This window comes from Nonomuraea sp. NPDC051941, from assembly GCF_044593615.1.
In genome coordinates this window covers 171,572-193,899 of record NZ_JBIUCF010000020.1, presented here as the reverse complement: position 1 = coordinate 193,899, position 22,328 = coordinate 171,572, and the positions used below count along the sequence as shown (strand labels likewise).

The 22,328-nt window shown below is 66.9% G+C and carries 33 protein-coding genes and 3 pseudogenes; 12 read left to right on the top strand and 24 right to left on the bottom strand.

What is annotated here, in order from left to right; translation table 11 throughout:
• Nucleotides 1-154: 154 nt before the first annotated feature.
• From ACIHFD_RS31600 to ACIHFD_RS31590, 3 genes are read right to left on the bottom strand one after another with little or no spacing between them, the layout of a single operon-like run.
• Complete coding sequence (locus tag ACIHFD_RS31600; RefSeq protein WP_397369973.1) at nucleotides 155-598, bottom strand: hypothetical protein; 444 nt, start codon at nucleotides 596-598, stop codon at nucleotides 155-157.
• On the bottom strand, nucleotides 589-915 hold the full coding sequence (locus tag ACIHFD_RS31595; RefSeq protein ID WP_397369972.1) for a hypothetical protein: 327 nt from the start codon (nucleotides 913-915) through the stop codon (nucleotides 589-591). The genes ACIHFD_RS31600 and ACIHFD_RS31595 overlap by 10 nt, the downstream gene beginning before the upstream one ends.
• A gap of 15 nt (nucleotides 916-930) precedes the next feature.
• Complete coding sequence (locus ACIHFD_RS31590; protein WP_397369971.1) at nucleotides 931-1,677, bottom strand: hypothetical protein; 747 nt, start codon at nucleotides 1,675-1,677, stop codon at nucleotides 931-933.
• A gap of 280 nt (nucleotides 1,678-1,957) precedes the next feature.
• On the opposite strand from ACIHFD_RS31590, the gene ACIHFD_RS31585 reads away from it, so the two are divergent.
• Together ACIHFD_RS31585 and ACIHFD_RS31580 are read left to right on the top strand one after the other, a co-directional pair.
• On the top strand, nucleotides 1,958-2,086 hold the full coding sequence (locus tag ACIHFD_RS31585) for a hypothetical protein (protein ID WP_397369970.1): 129 nt from the start codon (nucleotides 1,958-1,960) through the stop codon (nucleotides 2,084-2,086).
• A gap of 48 nt (nucleotides 2,087-2,134) precedes the next feature.
• Nucleotides 2,135-2,602 carry a CAP domain-containing protein gene (locus ACIHFD_RS31580; protein WP_397369969.1) on the top strand — a complete coding sequence of 156 codons (468 nt, stop codon included), beginning with the start codon at nucleotides 2,135-2,137 and terminating at the stop codon, nucleotides 2,600-2,602.
• Between the two features lie 277 nt (nucleotides 2,603-2,879).
• Here the strand turns inward: ACIHFD_RS31580 and ACIHFD_RS31575 are convergent, their stop codons facing one another.
• From ACIHFD_RS31575 to ACIHFD_RS31560, 4 genes and pseudogenes are all read right to left on the bottom strand, one after another.
• Nucleotides 2,880-3,038, bottom strand: coding sequence for a hypothetical protein (locus ACIHFD_RS31575; RefSeq protein WP_397369968.1), 159 nt, complete (start codon nucleotides 3,036-3,038; stop codon nucleotides 2,880-2,882).
• 46 nt (nucleotides 3,039-3,084) lie between these two features.
• Nucleotides 3,085-3,279, bottom strand: a complete 195-nt coding sequence (locus tag ACIHFD_RS31570) for a hypothetical protein (protein ID WP_397369967.1) — start codon at nucleotides 3,277-3,279, stop codon at nucleotides 3,085-3,087.
• A 9-nt stretch (nucleotides 3,280-3,288) separates the two neighbouring features.
• Nucleotides 3,289-3,672: a hypothetical protein gene (locus ACIHFD_RS31565; RefSeq protein WP_397369966.1), complete on the bottom strand. Its 384-nt coding sequence runs from the start codon at nucleotides 3,670-3,672 to the stop codon at nucleotides 3,289-3,291.
• A gap of 67 nt (nucleotides 3,673-3,739) precedes the next feature.
• Nucleotides 3,740-3,934, bottom strand: a pseudogene (locus ACIHFD_RS31560) (hypothetical protein); the annotation flags it as partial.
• Here ACIHFD_RS31560 and ACIHFD_RS31555 point away from each other — a divergent pair.
• Together ACIHFD_RS31555 and ACIHFD_RS31550 are read left to right on the top strand one after the other, a co-directional pair.
• The gene (locus ACIHFD_RS31555) at nucleotides 3,916-4,206 is read left to right on the top strand and encodes a hypothetical protein (protein WP_397369965.1); all 291 of its coding nucleotides are present in this window, start codon (nucleotides 3,916-3,918) and stop codon (nucleotides 4,204-4,206) included. The pseudogene ACIHFD_RS31560 and the gene ACIHFD_RS31555 overlap by 19 nt on opposite strands.
• A 436-nt stretch (nucleotides 4,207-4,642) precedes the next feature.
• Nucleotides 4,643-5,206, top strand: coding sequence for a hypothetical protein (locus ACIHFD_RS31550; protein ID WP_397369964.1), 564 nt, complete (start codon nucleotides 4,643-4,645; stop codon nucleotides 5,204-5,206).
• A gap of 387 nt (nucleotides 5,207-5,593) precedes the next feature.
• Here the strand turns inward: ACIHFD_RS31550 and ACIHFD_RS31545 are convergent, their stop codons facing one another.
• Together ACIHFD_RS31545 and ACIHFD_RS31540 are read right to left on the bottom strand one after the other, a co-directional pair.
• Nucleotides 5,594-6,574: a tyrosine-type recombinase/integrase gene (locus ACIHFD_RS31545; protein ID WP_397369963.1), complete on the bottom strand. Its 981-nt coding sequence runs from the start codon at nucleotides 6,572-6,574 to the stop codon at nucleotides 5,594-5,596.
• A 39-nt stretch (nucleotides 6,575-6,613) separates the two neighbouring features.
• Nucleotides 6,614-7,054 (bottom strand): hypothetical protein, encoded by a 441-nt coding sequence (locus tag ACIHFD_RS31540; protein WP_397369962.1) that lies wholly within the window; start codon nucleotides 7,052-7,054, stop codon nucleotides 6,614-6,616.
• 189 nt (nucleotides 7,055-7,243) lie between these two features.
• On the opposite strand from ACIHFD_RS31540, the gene ACIHFD_RS31535 reads away from it, so the two are divergent.
• Nucleotides 7,244-7,738, top strand: coding sequence for a hypothetical protein (locus ACIHFD_RS31535; protein WP_397369961.1), 495 nt, complete (start codon nucleotides 7,244-7,246; stop codon nucleotides 7,736-7,738).
• Here ACIHFD_RS31535 and ACIHFD_RS31530 read toward each other — a convergent pair.
• Nucleotides 7,735-7,920, bottom strand: a pseudogene (locus ACIHFD_RS31530) (helix-turn-helix domain-containing protein). The gene ACIHFD_RS31535 and the pseudogene ACIHFD_RS31530 overlap by 4 nt on opposite strands.
• 748 nt (nucleotides 7,921-8,668) lie before the next feature.
• Here ACIHFD_RS31530 and ACIHFD_RS31525 point away from each other — a divergent pair.
• Nucleotides 8,669-9,214 (top strand): hypothetical protein, encoded by a 546-nt coding sequence (locus ACIHFD_RS31525; RefSeq protein WP_397369960.1) that lies wholly within the window; start codon nucleotides 8,669-8,671, stop codon nucleotides 9,212-9,214.
• A gap of 107 nt (nucleotides 9,215-9,321) precedes the next feature.
• On the opposite strand, the gene ACIHFD_RS31520 is transcribed toward ACIHFD_RS31525, so the two are convergent.
• The 4 genes from ACIHFD_RS31520 to ACIHFD_RS31505 are packed head-to-tail and all read right to left on the bottom strand — an operon-like array spanning nucleotide 9,322 to nucleotide 11,251.
• Entirely contained in the window at nucleotides 9,322-9,987 is a 666-nt protein-coding gene (locus ACIHFD_RS31520) for a hypothetical protein (protein WP_397369959.1), read from the bottom strand.
• A 55-nt stretch (nucleotides 9,988-10,042) separates the two neighbouring features.
• Nucleotides 10,043-10,615 (bottom strand): hypothetical protein, encoded by a 573-nt coding sequence (locus ACIHFD_RS31515; protein ID WP_397369958.1) that lies wholly within the window; start codon nucleotides 10,613-10,615, stop codon nucleotides 10,043-10,045.
• 52 nt (nucleotides 10,616-10,667) lie between these two features.
• The gene (locus ACIHFD_RS31510; RefSeq protein ID WP_397369957.1) at nucleotides 10,668-11,012 is read right to left on the bottom strand and encodes a hypothetical protein; all 345 of its coding nucleotides are present in this window, start codon (nucleotides 11,010-11,012) and stop codon (nucleotides 10,668-10,670) included.
• Complete coding sequence (locus ACIHFD_RS31505) at nucleotides 11,009-11,251, bottom strand: hypothetical protein (protein WP_397369956.1); 243 nt, start codon at nucleotides 11,249-11,251, stop codon at nucleotides 11,009-11,011. The genes ACIHFD_RS31510 and ACIHFD_RS31505 overlap by 4 nt, the downstream gene beginning before the upstream one ends.
• On the opposite strand from ACIHFD_RS31505, the gene ACIHFD_RS31500 reads away from it, so the two are divergent.
• A complete protein-coding gene (locus ACIHFD_RS31500; RefSeq protein ID WP_397369955.1) occupies nucleotides 11,220-11,657 on the top strand; it encodes a hypothetical protein in 438 nt (145 codons plus the stop codon). The two genes, ACIHFD_RS31505 and ACIHFD_RS31500, sit on opposite strands and share 32 nt — an antisense overlap.
• Before the next feature lie 191 nt (nucleotides 11,658-11,848).
• On the opposite strand, the gene ACIHFD_RS31495 is transcribed toward ACIHFD_RS31500, so the two are convergent.
• Together ACIHFD_RS31495 and ACIHFD_RS31490 are read right to left on the bottom strand one after the other, a co-directional pair.
• Complete coding sequence (locus ACIHFD_RS31495; RefSeq protein WP_397369954.1) at nucleotides 11,849-12,331, bottom strand: hypothetical protein; 483 nt, start codon at nucleotides 12,329-12,331, stop codon at nucleotides 11,849-11,851.
• Nucleotides 12,332-12,472: 141 nt separating this feature from the next.
• A complete protein-coding gene (locus ACIHFD_RS31490; RefSeq protein ID WP_397369953.1) occupies nucleotides 12,473-12,754 on the bottom strand; it encodes an HU family DNA-binding protein in 282 nt (93 codons plus the stop codon).
• Nucleotides 12,755-12,877: 123 nt separating this feature from the next.
• Here ACIHFD_RS31490 and ACIHFD_RS31485 point away from each other — a divergent pair, with 123 nt between their 5' ends.
• Entirely contained in the window at nucleotides 12,878-13,084 is a 207-nt protein-coding gene (locus tag ACIHFD_RS31485) for a DUF397 domain-containing protein (RefSeq protein WP_397369952.1), read from the top strand.
• Between the two features lie 220 nt (nucleotides 13,085-13,304).
• Complete coding sequence (locus tag ACIHFD_RS31480; RefSeq protein WP_397369951.1) at nucleotides 13,305-14,066, top strand: hypothetical protein; 762 nt, start codon at nucleotides 13,305-13,307, stop codon at nucleotides 14,064-14,066.
• Nucleotides 14,067-14,444: 378 nt separating this feature from the next.
• Here ACIHFD_RS31480 and ACIHFD_RS31475 read toward each other — a convergent pair whose 3' ends face one another.
• From ACIHFD_RS31475 to ACIHFD_RS31455, 5 genes are all read right to left on the bottom strand, one after another.
• Nucleotides 14,445-14,828, bottom strand: a complete 384-nt coding sequence (locus ACIHFD_RS31475; protein WP_397369950.1) for a hypothetical protein — start codon at nucleotides 14,826-14,828, stop codon at nucleotides 14,445-14,447.
• A gap of 173 nt (nucleotides 14,829-15,001) precedes the next feature.
• Nucleotides 15,002-15,406 (bottom strand): hypothetical protein, encoded by a 405-nt coding sequence (locus ACIHFD_RS31470; RefSeq protein ID WP_397369949.1) that lies wholly within the window; start codon nucleotides 15,404-15,406, stop codon nucleotides 15,002-15,004.
• The gene (locus tag ACIHFD_RS31465) at nucleotides 15,406-16,164 is read right to left on the bottom strand and encodes a hypothetical protein (RefSeq protein ID WP_397369948.1); all 759 of its coding nucleotides are present in this window, start codon (nucleotides 16,162-16,164) and stop codon (nucleotides 15,406-15,408) included. The genes ACIHFD_RS31470 and ACIHFD_RS31465 overlap by 1 nt, the downstream gene beginning before the upstream one ends.
• The gene (locus ACIHFD_RS31460; protein ID WP_397369947.1) at nucleotides 16,161-16,484 is read right to left on the bottom strand and encodes a hypothetical protein; all 324 of its coding nucleotides are present in this window, start codon (nucleotides 16,482-16,484) and stop codon (nucleotides 16,161-16,163) included. The genes ACIHFD_RS31465 and ACIHFD_RS31460 overlap by 4 nt, the downstream gene beginning before the upstream one ends.
• Before the next feature lie 84 nt (nucleotides 16,485-16,568).
• The gene (locus tag ACIHFD_RS31455) at nucleotides 16,569-16,976 is read right to left on the bottom strand and encodes a hypothetical protein (protein ID WP_397369946.1); all 408 of its coding nucleotides are present in this window, start codon (nucleotides 16,974-16,976) and stop codon (nucleotides 16,569-16,571) included.
• Between the two features lie 243 nt (nucleotides 16,977-17,219).
• Between ACIHFD_RS31455 and ACIHFD_RS31450 the strand changes: the two are divergent.
• Nucleotides 17,220-17,372: pseudogene (locus ACIHFD_RS31450) on the top strand (hypothetical protein); the annotation flags it as partial.
• A gap of 1 nt (nucleotide 17,373) precedes the next feature.
• Nucleotides 17,374-18,150 carry a tyrosine-type recombinase/integrase gene (locus ACIHFD_RS31445; protein ID WP_397369945.1) on the top strand — a complete coding sequence of 259 codons (777 nt, stop codon included), beginning with the start codon at nucleotides 17,374-17,376 and terminating at the stop codon, nucleotides 18,148-18,150.
• An 89-nt stretch (nucleotides 18,151-18,239) separates the two neighbouring features.
• Here the strand turns inward: ACIHFD_RS31445 and ACIHFD_RS31440 are convergent, their stop codons facing one another.
• Together ACIHFD_RS31440 and ACIHFD_RS31435 are read right to left on the bottom strand one after the other, a co-directional pair.
• The gene (locus ACIHFD_RS31440; protein WP_397369944.1) at nucleotides 18,240-19,448 is read right to left on the bottom strand and encodes an acyl-CoA dehydrogenase family protein; all 1,209 of its coding nucleotides are present in this window, start codon (nucleotides 19,446-19,448) and stop codon (nucleotides 18,240-18,242) included.
• Between the two features lie 46 nt (nucleotides 19,449-19,494).
• Nucleotides 19,495-20,697: an MFS transporter gene (locus tag ACIHFD_RS31435; RefSeq protein WP_397369943.1), complete on the bottom strand. Its 1,203-nt coding sequence runs from the start codon at nucleotides 20,695-20,697 to the stop codon at nucleotides 19,495-19,497.
• Between the two features lie 86 nt (nucleotides 20,698-20,783).
• Between ACIHFD_RS31435 and ACIHFD_RS31430 the strand changes: the two genes are divergently transcribed.
• Nucleotides 20,784-21,368 carry a TetR/AcrR family transcriptional regulator gene (locus ACIHFD_RS31430; RefSeq protein WP_397369942.1) on the top strand — a complete coding sequence of 195 codons (585 nt, stop codon included), beginning with the start codon at nucleotides 20,784-20,786 and terminating at the stop codon, nucleotides 21,366-21,368.
• 29 nt (nucleotides 21,369-21,397) lie between these two features.
• Here the strand turns inward: ACIHFD_RS31430 and ACIHFD_RS31425 are convergent, their stop codons facing one another.
• The gene (locus tag ACIHFD_RS31425) at nucleotides 21,398-22,324 is read right to left on the bottom strand and encodes a glucosyl-3-phosphoglycerate synthase (RefSeq protein WP_350740818.1); all 927 of its coding nucleotides are present in this window, start codon (nucleotides 22,322-22,324) and stop codon (nucleotides 21,398-21,400) included.
• Between the last annotated feature and the right edge of the window lie 4 nt (nucleotides 22,325-22,328).

Sequence of the window (22,328 nt, the reverse complement as noted above, 5' to 3'; positions counted from 1 at the left end):
ACCTGCTGGTGACCTTCCGCGTTCCCCGGCGGCGTCGCGGCTCCAGGCTCCACCGCCTTCCCTGAGAAGACGGACGGTGGTCCCGGCGACGACGGGCGCTGCTTGCTGGGGCCCCCGTAGCTCCGGCCGGAAATCCAACTGAACGGCGTTGATGCTAGGACTGGCCGGCTGAGCGCAGCCGGGTGGCCAGGGCCAGCCCCGCGGCGACGAGGTGGGGCCAGCCGACCAGCCCAAGGACGGTGGAGCAGTCGTGCGGCGCAGAGGTCGCGAGCTGGGCGATCGGTTCGAAGAGCGCGGAGACGAGCAGCACGACCGTGAGGACCGGCCCCGCCACGCCGCCCCCGACCACCGCGCCGATCGCGGCCATGCTGATCAAGATGCCCGAGCCCGTGGCTCTGGACAGGTGGCCGGCGAACTCCGCCCACGGACCTTCGAGCTGCGCGAAGCAGCCGGGAAGGCTGCCGGAGTAGGTGGAGATGAGCACCGCCAGTGCGATCCTGGCGAATGGGATGAGCACGATCCCCGTCCAGCAGACCGCCCGCAGCCGGGGCATGGGCGCCCGCCGTTCCCCGCGCGCCAGCAGGAGGGCTACGACCACGACCGCCTGGCATGAGAGTGACGTCCAGGGGGGAGCTGCGGGCCGCACGGGGTCGTGTAGGGGATGACGAGCGTGGGCGCGTTGATCGCCAGCGACACCGTCGCGGTGATCGCGCCGAGCACCGGAAACCGTCGTGGTGCCCAGATGGCGAGCAACGCCAGCACAGCCGGCAGCACTGGGACGGTCCACAAGGCGGTGTCCCAGATCGCCGCGCGCAGCCGGGTCGGCTCGGGCCACGTGGCCGGAGCCCAGCCGCAGAAGGTGCCGGGATGCAGGGAGTACAGGAGGCTCGGCGCGGCTGCGGCCAGGATGGCCAAGAGACGGAATATCGGCTAGGTCCGGTCGAGGAGGCGAGCGCGGGAGGTCGATGCCAGCACCCCCGCGATCAGGTACGGCCAGTCGAACAGCTCCAGAGGGCTGGAGCAGTTGTGCTGCGCGTTGGACAGGAGCCAGGCGGCGGGCTGGAGCAGTGCGGGCACCAGCAACACCAGGCCACAGAGCCGTGCAGCCCGATACCCGGAGAGCACGGCGCCGATCGCGGCGATCGAGACCCAGTAGTAGAGGGCGTGGGCGGTGTCGAGGTGGTAGAAGGCCAGCGCCCATGTCCCCTTCATGTCCGCGTAGCAGCCGAAGTCGCCGGTGGGGGTGTTCCTGGCCAGGGTCTGGCCGAGCGCGAGCAGCACGACCGCGCTCCAGATGACCGCCCGTGGCCATGGCACCCGCTGCTCCGGGCGGGTCCGCAGGAGAGCGACGACGGCGATCGCCTGGCAGGCCAGTATGGAGCCGAACTGCGGGCCGAAGCCGCCGGTTCCAGAGACCACGAGGGTCGACACGGTGAGCACCAACGCCACGGCCGCGGCGATCGCGCCGACCTTGGGAAGCCATCGCGGCGCCCAGAGCGCGAGGAACGCCAGCAGGACCGGCAGGTAGTCGGTGGCGTAGCCGTACGCCACCCCGATCGCGAGCTCCAGCGGATCCGGTTGTGGCGGCTCGTGGCCGAACCAGCCGAAGCTGCGGAGCATCAGGATGGATAAGAAGGTCGGCGCGGTGGCCGCCAGGATGGCCAGGAGACGGAACATCGGCAGCCTCTCGCGCGAAGGTGATCGGCGGAGAGCGTACCGGACCGCTACGACAAGATGATCTCGAAAGGGACGTGCCCTGCTCGCCATGGTGGGTCAGCCAGGATTGGCGATACTCGTGCAGACCCTGACCTGTGCCCAGCCCCGACGGGCGGTGTGCTCGTCCAGCAGGGGCGCGCCTAGCCGAGCGGTTTCACCGTCGCACAGCGTAGCGGCGACCATCCTCCTTTGAGTAGGCCTTACTCATGCGGCGCCGCGCGGTGCGAAGCACAGTCGAGACATGAGAGCCTTCCTCGCAGCGGCGCTGCTGGCCACCGGGCTGGCGGCCACCGCCGCGCCCGCCCACGCGCAGCGGGCCGACTGCGCCTTCGCCGACAACCCCGTCCGCACCGAGCCCTGGTTCAAGTAGCACAAACCCGAGCTGACCGAAGGCCAGCGCAAGGCGGCGATCGTCCTCATGGAGGGCTTCGCGTCCAACGCCATCCGCTGCCTGGTCAACGCCGAGCGCGCCCGCGTCGGCGTCGCGCCCCTGGAGGACAGCTACCGCCTGTACAAGGCGGCGGACGAGCACGTGCAGGCAGCCAGGCTGCTCAAATGGTGGATCGACCGGCCGGAGGACCCGAAGAACAAGCGGTGGCACATCAACCCGGTGACGCACTCCGACGTCACCGTCCGGGTCAGAGCGGCCGGCTACTGCCCGTCCGGCACCTGGCAGGTCAAGGAGAACGTCTTCTCGGGCTGGGACGGCACCGCCACGCCGCGCGCGGCCGTCCGCTGGTGGATGAACAGCGACGAACACCGAGCCGCCATTCTCGACCCGGCCATGAAGCAGACCGGCATCTCGGTCAGGTACGGCAAGGCCCGCCCGGGCCTGTTCACCGACGTGGCCATGCTCACGACGGAGGTGTTCGGCTCCTGCCGTTGAGATTGGGCACCAAGCTGGCGTTCGCCTGCACACGCAGCGCCAGGGCCTCGGTCGCCGCCTGATCCATCGTGCGTTCCAGGCCACCTGCTACCACGGCCCGACCGCACCCCCACCTCCACGCCCGCCGCGGCACCTGACCCCAGGAGGTCACAGTCATGGCATGAGTGCGTGGACTGCGTGGTCGCGGTCACCGCACTCTCCAGCCTGCTCAACGCCGTTCTGCCCTGGGGACGAGCTCTCCAGTGGTTCAACCAGGTGGACGCCGTGTGCGCGAAGGTCAGGCTGCCGACAGCGGCTCGGCGATGCTCTTTGCCGGCGTTGGGGCGACGAGCGCGCCGTTGGCCAGGGGCAGGAGCAGTCCGTCGTGGTGCAGCCGACCCAAAGCCTGGCGCAGATCAGCAGCCCCGGTGAAGGCGGTGGCCGCGATGTCGCGCATGACCTGATCAGCGGGAATCTGGTCGCCGCGCGGCCGCCGACATCGCCTACCTGTTGACCCAGATCGACTCGACCGCCACGGTGCGGACGTCCGACGACGCCTGACGCACCCGGTAGTCGATGCGGCGCCACCCAGACAGCACCTCGTCGTACAGGTCCGAGCGGTACCCCGATAGCACGACCGCGCCCCGGCAGGAGTTCAGCAGCTCCAGCAAGGGGCGGTGCTGGTCGTCGGCGTCCATCTCCTTCACCTACCGGCCCGACCCGGCCGCGTTCCGCGTCGAGCGGAGGTACGGCGGGTCCAGGTAGAACGCCGTGTCCGGCGTGTCCATCCGCTGGACGAGCTCCAGCGCGTCGCACTGCTCGATGAACGCCTCCCGCAGCCGGGCGGCGTGCCAGCGCAGCGCAGCGCCCATCCGCTTCGCGGTCATCGGGTTGTTCACCCGCGTCCTCGACGTCGGCCGCCGCCATGACGCGCCGGCCTCGCCGGAGCGGGACTGCGTGCACTGCACCCACCACCGGCGGGCGCGCTCGAGGTCGGACGCCGTGGCGTCGCCGAGCTTCGCCGCCTGGTGCTCGGCGCGGGCGTACGGGGTGAGCTGGATGGCGCGCGGCTGGTCGCGCAGGGTACGCATGAACGCCACCAGGTCGCCGTTGATGTCGTTGATCGTCTCGATGTTCGCGGGGTCCTTTGGCGAAGAACACCGCGGCGGACCCGGCGAACGGCTCGCAGTACACCTCGTGCTTCGGCAAGAGTGAGGCGAGGAACGGAGCGAGCTTGCCTTCGGCGCCGTAGTACTGGAATGGAGGGCGCAGCGCCACGGGGACCCTCCTCGCTATGGTGACGGAGTGGACGATTCGATCAGGTGAATGGCCGCGTGAGCAGGCCGCATCCATACGACGAGGAGGCTTATCCGGTCGCGATACCGCCGCTGGTCGCGTATGTGCTGCCCGGCGAGGTCAATGCACGGGGCGTCTACCTGCTCGCGTGGCGGCAGGCTGGCCCGAAAGCCTGCGAGGGGCTGGTGACGTGGGTGGTCACCACGCACTCGGGGACCGGGGCGTTGCATCAGAAGTTCGTGGAGTGGGTGCCCGCCGACGAGCAGCGCCAGGTCCCGGCTGAGGCGCTGCGCGACCTGTACAAGAAGGTGCCCCGGTTCAAGCAGTGAGATCCGGTGCCCCGCGTGGGATTCACCGGCTCGCTTTTGTCGTTATGTCGTTGACCTGCGAAAACGTCTCGGATCGACACTGACAAGATCAACATTTCGACCTATCCACTGACTTACAGACAGTCGCGATCATGCGTCAGCGTGCAACTGAGACGCGTGGATCGCGAGCGATCAGCGTTCCGAATGCACAGGAACTGTCCTTGCTCGCCGAAGTTGGCAGTTGCTCACCCTTGCTGTCATGAACTTGGCATTGATCATTGATCTTGTCATGTTGATCATGATTTGAGATTATGCGCTGGCTCCGCCAAAAACATGACAAGTGCGTTGAGCGGCCCGGTAACGTGGAGGCGTGTCCATGAATGCCGTTTGGCGCCGGATACACCACTGGAAGGCGACCTTCGTATCGGAGATCCTCGTACCGAGAATTGTCCGACGTGTGTCCAACGGCGAGACGCCGCAGCCCGGCTGGCTCCCTCGCCGGTGGCTGACGGTGGTGTCGTGTGACCTTGACCTCCGCGCGGGTGTCGGCGCGATCTGGCTTGTATCACTTCCAGGATCCACCAGAGCGATAAATCACACTGCGCTGATCGAGCGCTGCGGGCAACAGTGGCGGTGGATCGGCGGCGGCTCGGGAGCTGCTGATCTGCCTACGGAGAGATCAGCGGCAGGCAGCCCAGGGCAGATCGGCATGATGGAGATCGGCGGAGAATCAGGCGTGGTGAGCCTCGTCTATCGCCTGCGGCATCCACATCTCGACAGTGCCCCGTGGGTGCAATCCAGCGAGCTCCGGGTGGCAACCGAGGTGGACCATCTCCTCCTGGGCGAACGACGGATCGAGGTACCGGCGCACGGCGCGCTCATCGTCGTCTGGAAATCTCCCTCCAACCACGCAACGCGGCCGCTCATCGTGGCTTTGAATCACGAGGGCTCGCAGTTGTCCAAGATCGGTCCTCACGACAGGGTGGACAGCTTCACCTGGACCAGGCTCAACAATCAGTAGGAGTCGAAAGCCGCCAGCTCGGCGAGCCCTACGCCAGCGCACGTCTCAGGACCGACGATGCGACGGCTCCGCCAGGAAGATGACAGGCGAGTTGAGCAGAGGGCCACTCAACCCACCTCACGCTAGTTGTCAACGCCCTGCTCGTTGGCGTCGATCATTGTCAACTTCCCTGCGCAGCGACAGGAACGCGACGGATGCGAGGAATGCGAGGTTTCACCACGCCCGGGCCAGCCGGTACTGCTCCACGTCCTCGGCGTGATCCACCGCGTACCGGCAGCCGCCGCACACCGCCCGAGCAACCCACGCGCCCAAGTTGATCGCGCCGCAATGGTGCACCCAAGCCGACTTGTCCAACGCGCTTGACCTCGACCTGGGCACGCCACACTCCTACTCGATCGCCGATGCCACCAGTTGGGAAGGATCTCTTTCCAGTTGGTCCCGAGAATGCAGGTAGATCAGGGTCGTCTCGAACGACACATGCCCCAGGGCCTCCTGGATCTCGCGCGGCTTCGCACCCCGCGCCTCCGCGATCGACGCCCACGTGTGCCGCAGCGTGTGCGGAGTCACCTTGGACGTGATCCCGGCCTGGCGGGCGATCCGCTGCATCAGCTCCCACGCCTTCTCACGCGGTAGCGGCCGGCCCGAGACGGTAGCGAACAGCGGCCCCCGAAGGTCCCGCAGCTCAACCCCGGCCTGGCGCGCCCGCTCAGCGAGGTACTGGTCCAGCGCGTACGTCGTCTCAACCGGCAGCTTCCGATAGTGCGGCTTGCCGCCCTTCAGCGTCAGCCGTAACGTCCGGTAGCCCCGCGAGAACGACAGATCGTCGATCTCCGCGCCCACCGCCTCGGTGATGCGGATCCCAAGCTGCACCAGCAGCCGGATCAGCGCCGCAGTGCGCAGCCGCTCCCGGCCGTGGTCCTTGTCAGCGGCCCGGACCATGGCATGTGCCTCGTCCTCCGTCAACGCCGTCGTCTCAGAGTGGCGTCGAGAGATGTTCGGCCGGTCCGCCTCCGCGAACGGGTTGAACCGGGCGGCGTCGTTCTTGATCAGGTACTTGTACCAGGCCGACACCGCCGACATCCGCTGGGCGATCGTCTTCGGCGCCGGCGGATCGTCCCCGGCCTCGACCGCGGTCTCGACCATCCACCGGGCGTACAGCTCGGCGTGCCGAACTGACATGTCCAGCGGGTCCAGTCCGGTGCGCTCGCAGTAGGTGAACCACGGCCGGATCGCCCGCCGGTACGCGTCACGCGTGTTCGGCGACCGGCGGGTCTCCAGCCACATGTGTGTGATCTCGATGACGAGCGGCGGCAGGTCGAGCGATAGCGCGAGGTCGCCGCGCGGCGCCTCGACGAGTTCACCCGTCATGACTGCTGCTCCGTCTCGGCGTACCGAGGAAGGTGTACATCAGGCGTCATCCCCCACGGCGATGCCGTGCAGGTAGTCCATCGGCGGGTTGGTGCCATTCCCGGTGAGCAGCGCGAGACGCGTCAGCCGCTTAACGGCCATCGGGCTGTTGAACCCTGGATGCAGACCGAGCGCCGCTGCGTTGATCGCGTGCGCTGCCTCGCCGAGAAGGACTTTCTCCTCGTAGGGGTCGAGGGTGGCGCCGACGTGAGAGACCTTGATCAGGACGGCGAGGATGTCCGGGAGGCGAAGGTACCGCCAGGTGTCGTACGGCTCGCCCTGCTCGTCGTCCTCGGCGGACCGCGTCCAATCGGAGCTGGACTCCAGGTGCCGAGTCAACTCCTCAGCAGTTGGCGGCATGGACACCAGCCGAGTCCAGATGGGTGCGGGCGATGTGTCGGCGGCGGCCGGGTGGAGCCGGTCGCTGCTGTGGTTGCTCATGAGAGCACCTTTCGCGAGGGAAGTGGATCACTCGCGACGGACCCACGCAGAGCGGAACATAACGTGAATCATGTTCCTATCTTAACGATCTTGTCCGCAACGTCAGATAGCGATCTGATCACAGCACCAACACGTCACGATCAGCCGCGCTGCAATAAATGAATGCGCCCTCGACACATCATTGCTGTCTTGACCACGCTGATCCTTATGGTGGCCGGCGGGCTTCTCGGATGGTCCGCCTACCACAAAATCCCGGAAGCCTTCGCCGTCGCCATAGCGGCAGCAATCATGGTATTGCCAGTGTATTTGGTCGCGAGCGGAGAAGGACGAACGCAAGCCGAGGAAGACCCCGCCAAGGAAGACCCTGCCCAGGTACTTCGCCGCCGCGTCCAAGCAGTCAATCAGGCCTTCACGGAAGCGGTCGCCCTAATGGACCTACTCCGGCGCGACCTCGACGCCCAACAGGCTGCGCGCGAAGCGCTCCTCGCCGAAGCCGAGCGTCAACAGCGACTCCTCGAACTCAACGAGGAGGAAGCCGAGAAGATCCGGCAGATACTCATCGGCGAGACCAAGGCCAGCATCCGCGCTGGTCGGCGCCGCGAACTTCGCTTCTTCCTCGCCGGCATACTCCTGTCCGCCGCCCTGTCCATCCCCATCGGCATATGGGTGAACAGCATCAGCTAAGACGCGGCGCGCACCTTCCGCGCCCCACCCCGCGGCCGCAACGTCACGCCTGCCTCCTCCAGCAGCCGATGCACGAACCCGTACGAACGGCCCGTCGAGATCGACAGCTGACGAATCGACTCGCCCGCCACTTACCGGCACTTCGGGTCCGCCTTCAACGCCTCGCGCTCCGCGCCCAACACCCGCGCCTACCTCTTCGACTCCATCACAGCCACCCCTGTCTGCTCACTTCACGCCGCCGACGCTAACCGCGCCCGCAACGCATCCCGATCCTCCGGCGACTCGGGCACAGGATCGCCCCGCCAGATACAACCCTCGATCGTCGCCAGATCAGCGAAGTCGTGCACGACCTCACGACCGGCCCGGCCCAACACCCACGCGCCTTACCGGCGCGCCCACTGCCGGATCGTCACCGCCTCCCGACCCAGCCGGACAGCAGCAACCTTCGCCGTCACAGGGGACACCAACACCCCCCGAACAGCGGAAAGCCCTCGAACCATGATCAGTCCGAGGGCACACGTCTCTCCGTCGCCCGGAAGTGTTACACACTCCGCTACCAACTGCAATCCAACAGCGGTACCGCTATCAGCCTTCCGATGCTCTCGCACAACAAGAAACCCATGCACAATCGCCTCATCGGCAGCCGACGATAGCGGCTACGCCCTTCCTCGGCCCGCACGCTCATACCGCGCCCCTCCGCTCGCGGCACATGAGCGATCGCTGCCTGCCAACGCCTCAAGCCACACTCGCGCCCATCATCTCCACGAACGCATTGGACTCAGCGAACAGCAGCGCGCGGAATAATGAACCCCTGCAAAGCGGAAAGCAATAATTCATTGCCTGCGCCATACGTGTCGATCTAACAGGTGACAATAGCCAAATGCTAGCTTTCACTGCAATCAGAGAGCACATACAAAGCAGGGGATCAACATGAAGAAGCTGGGATGGTTCGCCGCAGTTCTGGCCGCCTCCTCGGGTGCTGCAGTTATCGGCAGCGCCGGCTCGCCCGCCTTCGCCGACTCTAATCCGATTATCGACATCATCGATGGCATCAGCCCGAGCACAAACCTGCTCCCCCTGAACGTGTCACCCACAGTGCTGTGCATTCCCACGGCGAGCAACGTCAACTCCGTCAAAGGTGACAACAATCACATAACCACCAATCAGACGAATAACTGCACACAGAGCGCGCAACAAACCACGCCGCCGCCACCAAACGGTGGATTCTCCGGATACGAGGTGCGCCCGGCACAAAGTGATGAATGCGCCCCCGGAGAAGTCTGCAGTGTTTCTATTCTTTGCCCCGAGGGGAAGAATTTGATCTCAGGCTATTACCAGGCCCAGCCAGGCACCCAGGCCGTCTTTCTATCGGCAACGAACAGTACCGCGACTGAATACGATGCGAGCTTTGTCAATACTTCCCAAACCACGGCGACACTGAGCGCTAACGCTACCTGCGCCGACGTCACGCCCTGACACTGGACCATCACCAAGAACGCAGAGCCTCAGGCATTAGACACCTGAGGCTTTTGCTTCCATCTCAAGGAAACCGGGGCTAACTATAAGCTCGGCCATCTGCCGGATCATCCTGCCTCCTCGACAACCAGGCCCCGCTGATTCCGCTCCCCACACCGACACCGCGCCGGTGTCCACCCTGGCCCATCCCCTATACGCCGCTCCCACCCGAGCGCCACCTCCACCAGGCCGTCCAACTCCTCCACCGCGAGCACACTCTCCAGATGCTCGACCAGGAACGCAACCGCCCGGCCGCGCGCATCCGCACCATGAGAAACGCTGACCGGAGCAGGCCAACCCCGAACCTTCAAGTACCGCGCCTCGAAGTCCAGCAGGTCCTTCGTCAGGTCATGCAACAGATCCCCCACCGGCGACGGCGACCCATGCGGCCGCGTCCCCGACACCCTCGACCAGCGAGACGCCGCCCTCAGCCCGTCCGCGTCCGCCGCCACCTCCGCAGCGAGCCTCCGAACCTCCAACAAAGCCCGCCGAGTCGTCGCCATGCAGCGCGAACACACGAACGGCTCCCCCGTCCGCCACCGAACCTCCGGCACCTCCGGCTCCACAGGAGGCTCCCCCACCTCTCCCCCACTGAACGAACTCGTGCGCTCATCCACGAACAGCCAGGCGTCCACATACTTGCCTGCGTGCGCGAGGAGTTCGGCGGCGTTCGGCAGCTCCGCCGCGGCGTTGCCGCCCTTGCTGTCCAGCCGCCACAGGCCCAGGCTGCGCACCTGCTTGAGGATGACGCCGAGGCGCGATTGCGGTTTGCACGGCCGCTTCTTGATCTCAACGTCCGCGCCGCACAGGCAGGGACCGTTGAACGGGGGCTGCATCACCACGCCGGTGCAGCGACTCGTAGTGCGCGAGCGGGATCAGCCCGCAGAACGCGTCGAACGCGTCACGGTCGGCTGGGAGCGGCACGAAGCCGTAGCCGTTCGTGCGGAGGTTGAGGATCGCCGTACCGACGAACTCCGGGACGGGGAACTCGTGGCTGGCGTCGTGGTTCTCGCTCTCGCCGTACCTGCACTCGGGCGGGCAGATGAGCGCGACTTCCGCGTGCCGCAGCGCGGCGAGCTGCATCAGGTGGTCGTCATAGACGGCGCTGGCCGGCTTGGTGAGGCTCGTCTTGAGGTCCACGAGCCACAGCCCGGACGGCGTCGGGATCGGGCCAGCTGGAACCGCGCGAGGCTTGAACCTCGGCATGATCGGCGACGTCGGAGCGGGGAATCGCAGGCGGGCCCAGATGTCACTCGTACCGCCGTACGGGATCGTGCGGTTGATCATCGTGCACTCGGCCGCCTTGATGTCGCGGCGGATGTCCACCCCGAAGTCGGTCAGGAACTCCATGTAGGCGTCCACGAACGGGGCGGCCTCTTCGTCCGGAATGTACGGAGCGCCGATGTTGATCGCCTCAGCGATGTTGTGGACTCGGCTGCCTAAGTCGGCCTTCTTGTCCCACTGAAGGCTGGTACTGCTTCTTAGCCTCCTTGATGAACGCTTCCATGTCGTCGGGGTCGGCGGCCGCGCGGATCGCGGCGGGGAGGTTGTCCATCAGCCAGATCGCGGTGTCACTCGCGGCGGCGGGGGCCAGCGCCTCGATCATGTGCTGGTCGATGGCGTTGGTGACGGAGATCTTCATCCGGTTGGGGTCGTCCGGCGCGCACATCGGGTCGCAGTAGTAACGGCCCGCGCTGGTGGGGACGGCGTGGCTCGGGTCGTACTCGTCGCATTCGTCCTCGCGGATGGTGATGCTCACGCACCACCGCCGAGGTGCCCGTCGTAGTCGGCCTGGCCGAACCAGCCGAACCGGTACTCGTCCTCGATCATCGAGTCGAGCTCGGGACCGCCGCCCACGCTCGGCCGGCACCGGGCGGGGAACGACTGGTACGGGTGCCGCCGCTCGTCGGTGGAGGTGATGATGCCGATGTAGTCGGCGACCTCTTCGACGGTGGGGATGTCGCGGGTGACGTCGAAGCCCGGTGGAAGGGTCTTCACTTCGCCCAAGTGGACGGGCCTCCAGCCCACCATCGCCCACCTCTTCGAGGACATCGACGAACGCCTCACCCACGCCCTCAAAGTCACTGGCGAGGGCCTGCAGGAGACGTTCGAGACGGCCATCAACACCTACTGCGATGCGCTGCAGCCGCCCGTCCCGGGCGAGATGCCAGAGGACGCCGACCTCAAGATGCCGCGCGACCCCAACCAGCCGCCGCCCGGCACACCGACCGACCGGGCCACCGCGCCGCCGGCCGTCGTACGGCTCACGCGCAACACCAGGGCACGGCTCGTCGCCGCGTGCCACCAGGAGCAGATGGGCGGCAAGGCCGTCATCAACGACGCCATCGAGGCGTATCTTGACGAGCTTGGCCTGGACGAAGTGGACCTGGACCACTCCCAGTAGCGGCGGGGCGCGAGCCGTCCCTTTGACCAGCTCGCGCCCCATATCTCATCCACGCCGGAGGCGCGACCGCTCCTTCTTCGGCATCACGATCACGACTCACAGCAGTGTCGATCCCGTCGTGCTCACCCCCAACCTTCTCGATGCCGAATCAGGCGACAGAAGGTGGAGCCGTAACCCCATCGATGCCAGGCTTACCAATAGGGGCTATCGAGCTTCTTGCTTTCGCCCCAGCTGACTTGTCCCGTAGGCGGATAACGCAGCCCGACCGCAACTTTGAGGTTGTAGACCCGGGGCTTTACGAACGTTTCTCCGACGGGCTCGGAGGATTGGTAGCCGCACGTTTCTCTGCGAATGGTCCTCGCGTCGGCGAACCCGTCGTTGACCGTCATCGACACCAGCGCACACCAGCCGTCGTAGGCGGTGTCGTGCACGGTTCCCGTAACCGCGACCTCGGTGGCGGAGACAAATGTGATCTTGGCGTCGTTACGGCCGTCCCCCCCGGCGAAGGCACCCGCACGAACGCCATCGTTGTACGCGGTCAGGCTAACGTCGAAGGTATATGCCTGTGCGCTGGCCGGGTGTGTAGTGATCAGCGTCAGGGCGAGCGCGCCAAATGCGGCTCCAAGAACCGAACGGACTCGCCCTGGCCGGGACACCCTCTTGAGATTGGCCATGATGGCCCCCCTTTCGCGTTCTGACGTCATCGGCCAGTGTGCGTAAAGGGCGTCATAATCACGTCATAGCAACCGTTCGCGATGATTAGGGAAATACGTCGGCGGCCCGCGCCCCCGCAACGGACCGCCGACGAGCTGGTGCTACTTCTTGTTGACGACGGCCTGGACGCCCTTAGCCGGCCGGAACCGCATGACCCACTTGCCGGGCACCTCGATCGCCTCGTTGGTGTTCGGGTTCCGGCGGACGCGGGCCCGGTGATAGGCGCGCTCGAACACACCGAGCCCGCCGATGCGGACCTCTCTACCGGCGGCCACGGTGCCGACGATGATGTCAATGAACGCCTCGACGCTCCGCGCTGCGGCGGCGCGAGACGGCGCGTCGGTGCGCTGGCGAAACTCCTCGATGCCGTCTGCCTTATTCAAGCTGCATTCCCCCGAGAGTGACAGTGCCGCTTGGCGCGAGAACGCAATATACGCGCCAGACACACATGACACATCATTCGCACCAGGTGTGACGTAACAGGCGATAGAGGATGCGATAAGAAAATGGAACAGCTGAACCTCGACAATGCGGAATGGCGCAAGTCCAGCGCCAGCGGCGACAACGGGCAGTGCGTGGAAGTCGCCACCAACCTGCCCGGCATCATCGCAGTCCGCGACAGCAAGAACCCCCAGGGCCCCGCGCTGATCTTCACCCCCGGCGAGTGGAAAGCCTTCCTCACAGGCGCCGACAAGGGCGAATTCGACATCTGACGGCGCCAACGAAACAAGAACAGCTGCGCAGCGGCGCTCGCTACGTAGCCCAAGGGCCTCCGGCTTCCCCGGCTGCCCGCCCACAGGCCCCCGCCCCGCGGGGGGCCTGTGACGTTCTGCCCGAGCGCGTGAGACTCGCCCGGATGGGCCGCGAATAAGCCACCAAGGCGATCCACCGCGTGGGTATTCGCCTACGGAACGATTTGAGACACTGCCGTTCGTGAATGCGCGATGGCTGGTTTCGCTCGGCGCCGGACTGAGCGGGTTGATCTTGGTCGCCATGACAGTGGGGCTATCATTCGATCTCCAGGGGGAGGAGTACGAGGCCATCTGGGAGATCGGCCTGGTCGTTGCCGGAGCCGGTCTGGCTGCGACCCTGGCCGGGCTCGCCTGGCGGCTCAGGGTCGCCGGTATCGGCACCATCTTGATCGGCGTCGGCCTTGCCGCAGGGCTGGCCGACTGGCTGGTCGATCGACCCCTCTGGACGGTGGAGGAGCTGGCGCTGCTGTGTGTCGGCGCCCCGCTTCAGGTGCGCACCATCGCCAAGCGGACAGGTTTCTTCAGCGCCGCAGGGGTCTTCGGCGCGGCCGGGATGGGCGCGGCTGGAGTTGCCTTGACAAGTCGGCTCGCGCGAGACGCAAGCGTCTCCGTGACCGTCGGCGTGTTCTTGGACATCGCCATGGTCTTGGGCCTCTTGGCAGCGGCATTATGCGCAGGGATGGCGCTGGCCACCAAACCAGCCCATCTGCCTTCCGAGGCGCGGCCGAAGGTTGAGATGGCGCCTGATTCTCCGCTATCCGTCAACCGGAGAGAGACCATCGCAACTGCCGGGGAAGACGATGCGGCCTCGCGGACGAGGGCCTCGGCAGAGCCGTTGAACCGATATCAAAGACTGACCTTGGCAATGGCGCTGATCGGGGCCGTGGCGGGTGCTCTTATCAGCGTGGCCGGCTCCATCATTACGGCCATGATCACGGGGTAAGCCAGCCGATCGCCGAGCACCGCATTTGCCACGGAATGACCGTGGCGAACGGGCATGGGCATCTGGGAGCACCATGGGACTCGCGCGGTTCAGACACCCACACCCCTCTCAAGCCGGCTCCCCCTCCGCAGCCAGCCGCCTATCCCATACCTATCAGTATCCGACTGAACGCATAAAGCGACTGCACGGCCTGGAACCCCCCGCCGTCATACCGGATGGCCTGGGCAAGCCGTTCAGCCAGGCGCTAGCCAGTCGTTCAGCTGTGATTCGCACCCAGTCCCACACCTCCGCGGGGGAATGCCCGAGGAATGCAGCCACCAGCAGGCCGCCTTAGTCTTCTTGGGCCTGTGTCGGCGTCCAGAGCCGGCTTCAACGTGGCTACCTGCTGGCTCGACGCAATCTCAGCGCGAAATACACCCATGCCAGCGTGCTGCAAACAGCAACGCTCCAGCCGGCGATCGCGGACAAGTCGATCTCGTCATTCAGGTCGTCAAACGCTGCCACCAGCATGCCTGAACCGAGAAACGCCGCAAGGAAAACCAGCGGGCTGAGCAAGAGACGGCGGGCAGCTGAACGTTGGCGTTGCGGGGTGCGCGCGCTGAGCCCCTCACTGGCCTCGGTCTCGGGCTCGACCGCATTGGCGGGCGCATTCGCCGTCCTGGACTGCCTGCGCCTGTCGACCAGCGTGAGAACGAAACCGGCGATGCCCACGAGGCCCACAATGATGCTGACGATCGTGTTGACGCCGTCCAAGAAGGCCATACCGGCACCTAAGCACGGCCCCCAACCTATGCCCACACGGAAGCCAGCGATGTGACATAGACCACATGTGCTAACGTTCCAATGGGTTCATAGATCAAGAAACGGGACACGAGGCTCTCCACACTTATGAAGTCGTCGTACTGCTGGGCACCCCTGGTAACCAGGACACGCACCTAACCAGACACGGGTTTTGCCGCGACAACGGTTGCGAAGTCCTCCCAGCGCCACCAGTCGCAGAATTCGAGATGATCCTGGGCGACCAGCGCGACCGGGTATCCCAATCGCCGGATGCGGTCGAGGAACGGGTACGAGCGGTTGACGGTGGCGAACGCGCTGAACGGGACGTCTGGCGCGGTCGCGAACAGGCAACGGTCGGCGAACGGCGCGCGTTCCTCCAGTCCATGTAGGCCCATCGCCGACGTACGAGTTGCCGAAGATGCCGGAGTCGGCGGCCCACACCCGTCCTCGGGGATGCGGTTCCCGGAGGACGGGGTGACGATGGCGCCGGGCCGGCCCGCGTGGATGTGCTCGCGGATCCGGCCGGTGGACGGCGGCGCCAGGGACAGCGGGGCGTGCATCAGGCCGCGACGTCGGAGAGCGCGAGCTGCCTGGGCTTGCGTCGCCTCCGCTTGATCTGGCCTGCCTGGTAGCGGCGGCGTAGCTCAGCGAGCGTGAGGGGCCGTTTCTCTCCGCGTACGGTCTCGGTGAGGATCGCGACGTCCTTGCCGAACTTCTCCCTGGACCGCTGCTCCTGGCGCTCGGCTTCGGCGTACCGTTCGGGGAACACCTCTAGCGTGAGCAGCCACTGCTCCCGGCCGGCCCGGACGCACACCCCACTGCAATTCGCGTGCGCGTAGCCGAGGGCGTACTGGCGTTGCGGGACCAGTCCGAGCTTGCGGCATTCGTCGAGCATCCGGTCTTTCGCCCAGTGCGGCTCGTCGGCCATCGGGAACTCGACCCGCCACGGTGCCCAGCCCTTGACGACGCCAGGGATGCGGCGCTGCTCCGCGTGGTCGATGCCGACGTACACCACGGTGTCGCCCAGGTCGCAGTTGGCTTCCAGCCACTTGCGGCACGGGATCTGCTTGAGCCGCTTGGTGCACGGTGCGAGGCGGGAGTTGCCCAGGAAATGCTCGTCGAAGAACACCTGGAACGGGGTCCGCCCGTCCCGGACGGTGACCAGCTCGACGCCGAGGTGGGCGGTGGCGTCGCCGAGGAATCGGTAGAGGTCTTCGTCCTCGACCAGGGTGTCGGCGAACAGCAGCACCATGTTGTCGGTGCCGTGCTGGTCGGCGACGTGTTTCGCGGCTCCGAACGACCCGATGCCGCCGCTCATCTGGACGACGTGGCGGGTGATTCGGCACCGTCCTGATCCGCGACGCACCAGAACTGGTAGCGCGGCCATGGGAAGAAGCGGTGCCTTGTGCAGGGGCTCACCCAGGTCTGCGGGTCCGGCTCCCACAGCCAGCCGTCCGCGTCGCGGCCGCACGTACGACACGGCTTGTCGGAGGCCGGTGAAGGCGCCTCCGGCTGGAGTGCGTCGGCGATCGTGGCGTCGTCCAGCTGGTGGTCTGCGAGTAGCGCGTTGACCAGACGCAGCAGGCGGGGGACGTCGTCGCGGGCCAGCAGGAGTGTGGTCCGGTCCGGGTAGGACATCTGTCCGTGGCGTCGGCGAACGTCGGCGAGGTAGTAGTTCAGGTCTCAGTCGCGGAGCCTGGTCAGCGGGTCGGCCGCTCCAGCTCAACCCCAGTGATCGCCTCCATCACGGCGCACGCAAGGACCTCCGCCATCGGCGGCGGGACGGAGTTGCCGATCTGCCGCGATGGTCCGCTTGTCCTTCGTCGCGAAACGGTATCCGTGGGCGAAGCTCTGCGCCCGGCGCAACTCGTCTGTGCCGAGCATCCGGAACCGGGCACGGTCGATGTCGATCTTCCCGTCTGAGGTGAGCAGCGCCCACCGGTCACGGGTCGGGAGCGTCCCGATCGGCTCGGACGCGCCGATGACGTTGCCGTTGCCGTAGTACGGCATCAGCAGCGGCTCCGGCATCGTGACCAGTGACTGATGCCCGGTCGTCGTGACCGTGCGCGCCGGCTCGTCGAACGGCGTGCAGTGCTCGCTGCCGTCGCCGTGTGAGCCGTTGTTCCGCATGACGAACCGCGCAGGACGTACTCGCCGTCCCGGCCCTCGGCGACGTCCTCTTCCATGTCAATGCGGGGCGTCCACCAATCAGCCGAATCATGCTGCCCCGCTGATAGTTCCATGATCGAATACTGATGCTTGACATGGGGTGCGCGGGCACGGCATGAGTGGCGGCGGATTGTCGTCCAGCGCCGGAGCAGCGTGGCGTGCGTCCAGTAAGCATGGCCAGCTCTGGGACAAGAAGGTGGGTCAATGCCGAAGGCGGTTGCAGTTCTCCGCGGCGACAGCAACGTAAGCGGCGTAGTCACATTCACACAAGAAAGCGAAAGCTCTCCGACCGTGATCGAATACGAGATATCAGGCAACGACCCGAACGCCCAACGCGGGTTCACCATCCACACGTTCGGTGACCTCACCAACGGGTGCCAAGGCCGAGATCGTCAAAACACCTGCGCACGCGTACAAGAAGGTGGTTCCCTGGGCGGACCTGGTGGTTCTCGCGATCATCGCCGCCCATCCCGAGCACCTACGGGCGATGCCCGTCCTCGGGGCGGGGTGTGGCATGCGGGCAGGTGAGTGGTTCGGGCTCGCCCTCGAGGACGTGGATTTCGAGGAGATGACCATTCACGTGCGGCGCCAGGTCAAGAAGCTGAGGAGCGACTTCGCCTTCGCCCTGCCGAAGAGGGACAAGGAACGCACCATCCCCATGTCTCAGTGGGTTGCGGAGCACCTGCGCACGCACATCGACGCCCACGAGCCGCGGCCGTACACGCTGCCCTGGGAGAAACCCCATGGAAAGCCGCGTACCCACAACCTGCTGTTCCGCTGGGCGACCGACGATTTACACATTCGGCACCGGAACTACGACTTGAGTGTCTGGAAGCCTGCGCTCGTTGCGGCAGAGGTCCTTCCTGAGCCGGTCAGGGACGCACGAGGCCGGCGTCAGTACCTCACCAATCGCCAGGAGGGCACACACCAGCTTCGCCACTACTTCGCGAGCGTCACTCTGGCGGGTGGCGTGACAATCAAGGACTTGTCCGAGTACCTGGGGCACTCCGATCCGGCGCTTACTCTCCGTGTCTACGCTCACATGCTGCCTTCGTCGCACAATCGAGTCCGCGAAGCTATCGATCGGCAACTCCGGCCACTCGAAGCCAGTGAGACAGAACTGAGACAGAACTGAGGTCTGTTCCACCGGCAAGGCAGCAGGCAGGGTGATGTGCTGCGGCGACTCTACCCGCGTCACGTCACCCCCGCTGACGTGCGAAGTTCTTAGCGAACCGGCAGGCCAGTCACAGCGCGGCCGATGATCAACCGCTGGATCTCCGACGTCCCTTCGAAGATGGTGTAGATCTTGGCGTCACGGTGGAAGCGCTCCACCGGGTGCTCCCTGGTGTATCCGGCGCCGCCCAGGATCTGGATCGCCTGCTCCGTCACCCACACCGCCGTCTCCCCCGCCACGAGCTTCGACATCGAGCCCTCCGCCTGCGAGAACTGCCTGCCGTTGCGGGCCATCCAGGCGGCCCGCCAGGTCAGCAGGCGGGCCATATCCACCCGGGTGGCCATCTCGGCGAGGAGGAAGGCGATCGCCTGGTTCTCGCCGATCTTGCGGCCGAACTGCTCCCGCTCGCGGGCATAGTCCCTGGCGTACTCGAAGGCCGCCCGCGCGATCCCGACGGCCATGGCGGCGACCGACGGGCGGGTGGTCTCGAACGTGCGCATCGCCGCCTGCTCCCCCGCCCGTTCCCCGTTGCGTACGCGGGACAGCCGGGCGTCCAGCTTCTCCTTGCCACCGAGCAGGCAGGAGCCCGGTACGCGGACGCCGTCCAGGATCACCTCGGCCGTGTGGGAGGCGCGGATCCCGTGCTTGCGGAACTTCTGGCCCATGGACAGCCCGGGGGTGCCGGGCGGGATGACGAAGGACGCCTGGCCCCGGGTGCCGAGGGAGGGGTCGACCGAGGCGACGACCACGTGGACGTTCGCGATGCCGCCGTTCGTGGCCCAGGTCTTGACGCCGTCCAGCACCCAGTCGCCGCCGTCATGGACGGCGCGGGTGCGGATGGCGCCGACGTCCGAGCCGGCGTCGGGCTCGGAAGCGCAGAAGGCGCCCAGCTTGACGTCGTTCTCCGTGCCGAACATCTGTGGCAGCCACTCCCCCATCTGGTCGGGGGTGCCGTTCGCGGCGAGGGCGGCGGCGGCCAGGCCGGTGCCGACGATGGCCAGGCCGATGCCCGCGTCGCCCCAGAAGATCTCCTCGAACGCCACGGGCAGCGCGAGCCCGCTGTCCTCGAACCACTGGGTGGCGAAGAAGTCGAGGGAGTAGAGGCCGATCTTGGCCGCCTCCCGGATGACCGGCCAGGGGGTTTCCTCGCGTTCGTCCCATTCGGCGCCCGCCGGGCGGATCACGTCGCGGGCGAACGCGTGCACCCAGTCGCGTACCTCGGCCACGTCGTCGCTGGGCTCCGGGCAGAAGCCGGTCATGTGCGCACTCTCCTCGACCCGATGTTACCGGTGGTAACAGAACACCTTACCGGTCAGTAGCTACGCGGTGGAATACCCCGGAGAGCAGTGTGGCCAGGGCCGCCAGCGCCATGCCGATCGCGAGGCCGTACAGGAGCGGGGTGAATCCCCCGAACGCGGCGGCCAGCTGCGGGCCGACGCTGCCGCCGACCGCGAGCGCGAAGGAGAACAGCGACAGCGCCGTCCCCCGGGCCGGTCCGGCGCCGGCGGAGATCGCCTCGTTCAGGCTGGGCAGGCCGCCGGTAATGGCGGCGACGTAGACGGCCAGTAGCAGCACCAGCGCGGCCGTCCCGGTGAGGCCGACGGCGGCGAGGGCGAGGGCTCCGGCCGTCAGGAACACCGCCGCCCTGATCGGCGCGTGGATCCGGGCCAGCCAGGGCATGAGCAGCGGCACCAGGACGATCGACGGGAGCCCCGCCGCGCGGAGCGCGAGGAGTTCGGAGGACGAGGTCACGCCGTAGATCTGCAGACCGGTGTAAACGGCCACGAAGCCCGCCATCAGCATGACCGTGGCCACGTACCGGAGGCCGAGGACGCGGTGGAACAGCAGGCCTGGCACCGCCCGGTAGACCGACAGCGGCGAGCCGCCACCCTCACGCGGCAGGTCGGGCAGCGTGACGGCCCGCACGCCCAGGAACGCCAGCACGAACCCGGCCGCCGACAGCAGGAACAGCCCGCGCCAGCCGATCACGTCCACCAGCAGCTGGGCGGCGACCTGGAGCAGCACGGCCGAGGCGAGGAACGCGCCGGTGATCGCCGCGATCGCGCCCACCCGGCGGCGCGGCTCGACCCGTTCCGCCAGGTACGCCAGGGCCGCGGGCGGGAACATCGCCACCGCCAGCCCCTGCACCGCCCGCAACGCCAGCGCCACTTCGGGGTTCGGGCTCAACGCCACCGCCGCCGAGGTGAGCGCGGCCAGGGGCAGTCCGATCATCAGCATCCGGCGGCGCCCGTACCGGTCGGACAGCGGGCCGAAGATCAGGAAACCGGCTCCGTACCCGATGCCGAACGCGGTCACCAGCCAGGTCAGGCCGCCGGCCGAGGCGCCCCAGCCGGTGGCCATGTCGTGCAGGAGCGGGATCACGATGTACAGCTGGCCGCTGACCAGCACGGCGGTGAGAGTTAAGGCCGCCAGCGTGCGTCCGAACGGCAAGCGGGCCGGCGAGGTCGCCGCGGGGTGCTGCGGCGCGGGGGAAATGGTGGTCGTCATGTGTCGGGACGGTAGCCAACCAACTAGTTGGATGTCAACCGTTCAGTTGGATTACAACCAACTGGTTGGTGGATATCATGGGCGGCATGGCACCCAAGGTCTCGACCACCGCCACGCGCGCCGCCCTGCTGGAGGCCGCACGGGAGGAGTTCGCCGCGTACGGCGTGGCGGGCGCCCGCGTGGATCGCATCGCCGAGCGCGCCGGCGTCAACAAAGAGCGCATCTACGGGCATTTCGGCAGCAAGGAGAAGCTGTTCGACGAGGTCATCAAGGAGGCGCTCGATGACCTGACGACGCAGATCTCCCTCCCGGGCGCCGATCCCGGTGACTACGTGGCCCGGCTGACGGACTACTACCACTCACATCCCGAGCTGGTGCGGCTGCTGATGTGGGAGGCGCTCAACTATCGGGACCAGGAAGCGCTGCCGGCCGGGCAGGAGGTACGGGTGGAGCGCTGCCGCCGCAAGACGGCCTCGCTGGCGGAGGGTCTGGGCGTGGAACCGTCGCCGGAGGTGGCCCGGACGCTGTTCATGATGACCGGGCTGGCGCTGTTCCCCTCGATGATGCGCCAGCTCGGGCGCATCATCCTGGGCGACGCGGCGGACGACCACGAGGCCATGCGCGACCAGATCGCCGCGTTCGTCACGTCGGGTTTGAAGGAGTCACGGTGATCGTGTTCACGGCGCCACGGTGATCGTGTTCACGGCGCTACGGTGATCATGGGTGGGCGCTCGCCGATCCCGATGTCGCGGAGCAGGATGTCGTGCCCGTCCGGCCCCCTCCGGAACTGTGCCAGCCGGACGGACGGCTCGTGGCAGGTCTCGATCTTGCCCTGACGCAGCAGGCGTGACCAGGCGGCCAGCATGATCTGGGACGCCATCCTCCCGAGCGCCTCGGTCGACTGCGGGGCGTGCTCGCGCGAGCCCAGGTCCACCTGCGCGAACGCGTCCAGCCCGGCGAGTTCGAGCAGGTCAATCAGCAGCCCCAGCTCCACGCCGTAACCGGTCAGGAACGGCACGCGTTCCAGGGCCGAGCGGCGGCCGGCGTACTCCCCGGCCAGGGGCTGGACGAAACCGGCCAGGTGCGGCCAGTGGAGGTTGATGAGCGGGCGGGCCACCAGCTCCGTGACGCGGCCGCCGCCGTTGGCGGTGCCGTGCAAGGGCCGGTCATAGCAACCCTTCGTGTAGACCACGGTGGGGTCCGCGAACAGCGGCCCGAGCAGGCCGAATACCAGAGAAGCACGAAATTTCCGGATGTCGGCGTCCACGAACACCAGCACATCCCCCGAGGTCACGGCGAGGGACTTCCACAGTGCCTCGCCCTTGCCGTCCATCGGCTTGAGCTGTGGCAGGATCTCGTCCTGCGCGTGCACGCAGGCCCCCGCGCGCCGCGCCACCAGCGCGGTGTCGTCGGAGGAACGCGAGTCGATCACCACGATCTCGTCCACGAGCCCGTCCAGCTCGCGCCGGATCACGCCGACGATCTGGCCCACGGTCTCCCGCTCGTCGCGGGCGGGGAGCACCACGCTCACCGTGGTCTCCCCCTTGGCGGCCTTCAGGTCCCGGAGCGGCCAGTCCTCAGCGGACGAAGTACGGTGCCGCAACCATCCTCGCACTTCAGGCAGCATGCGA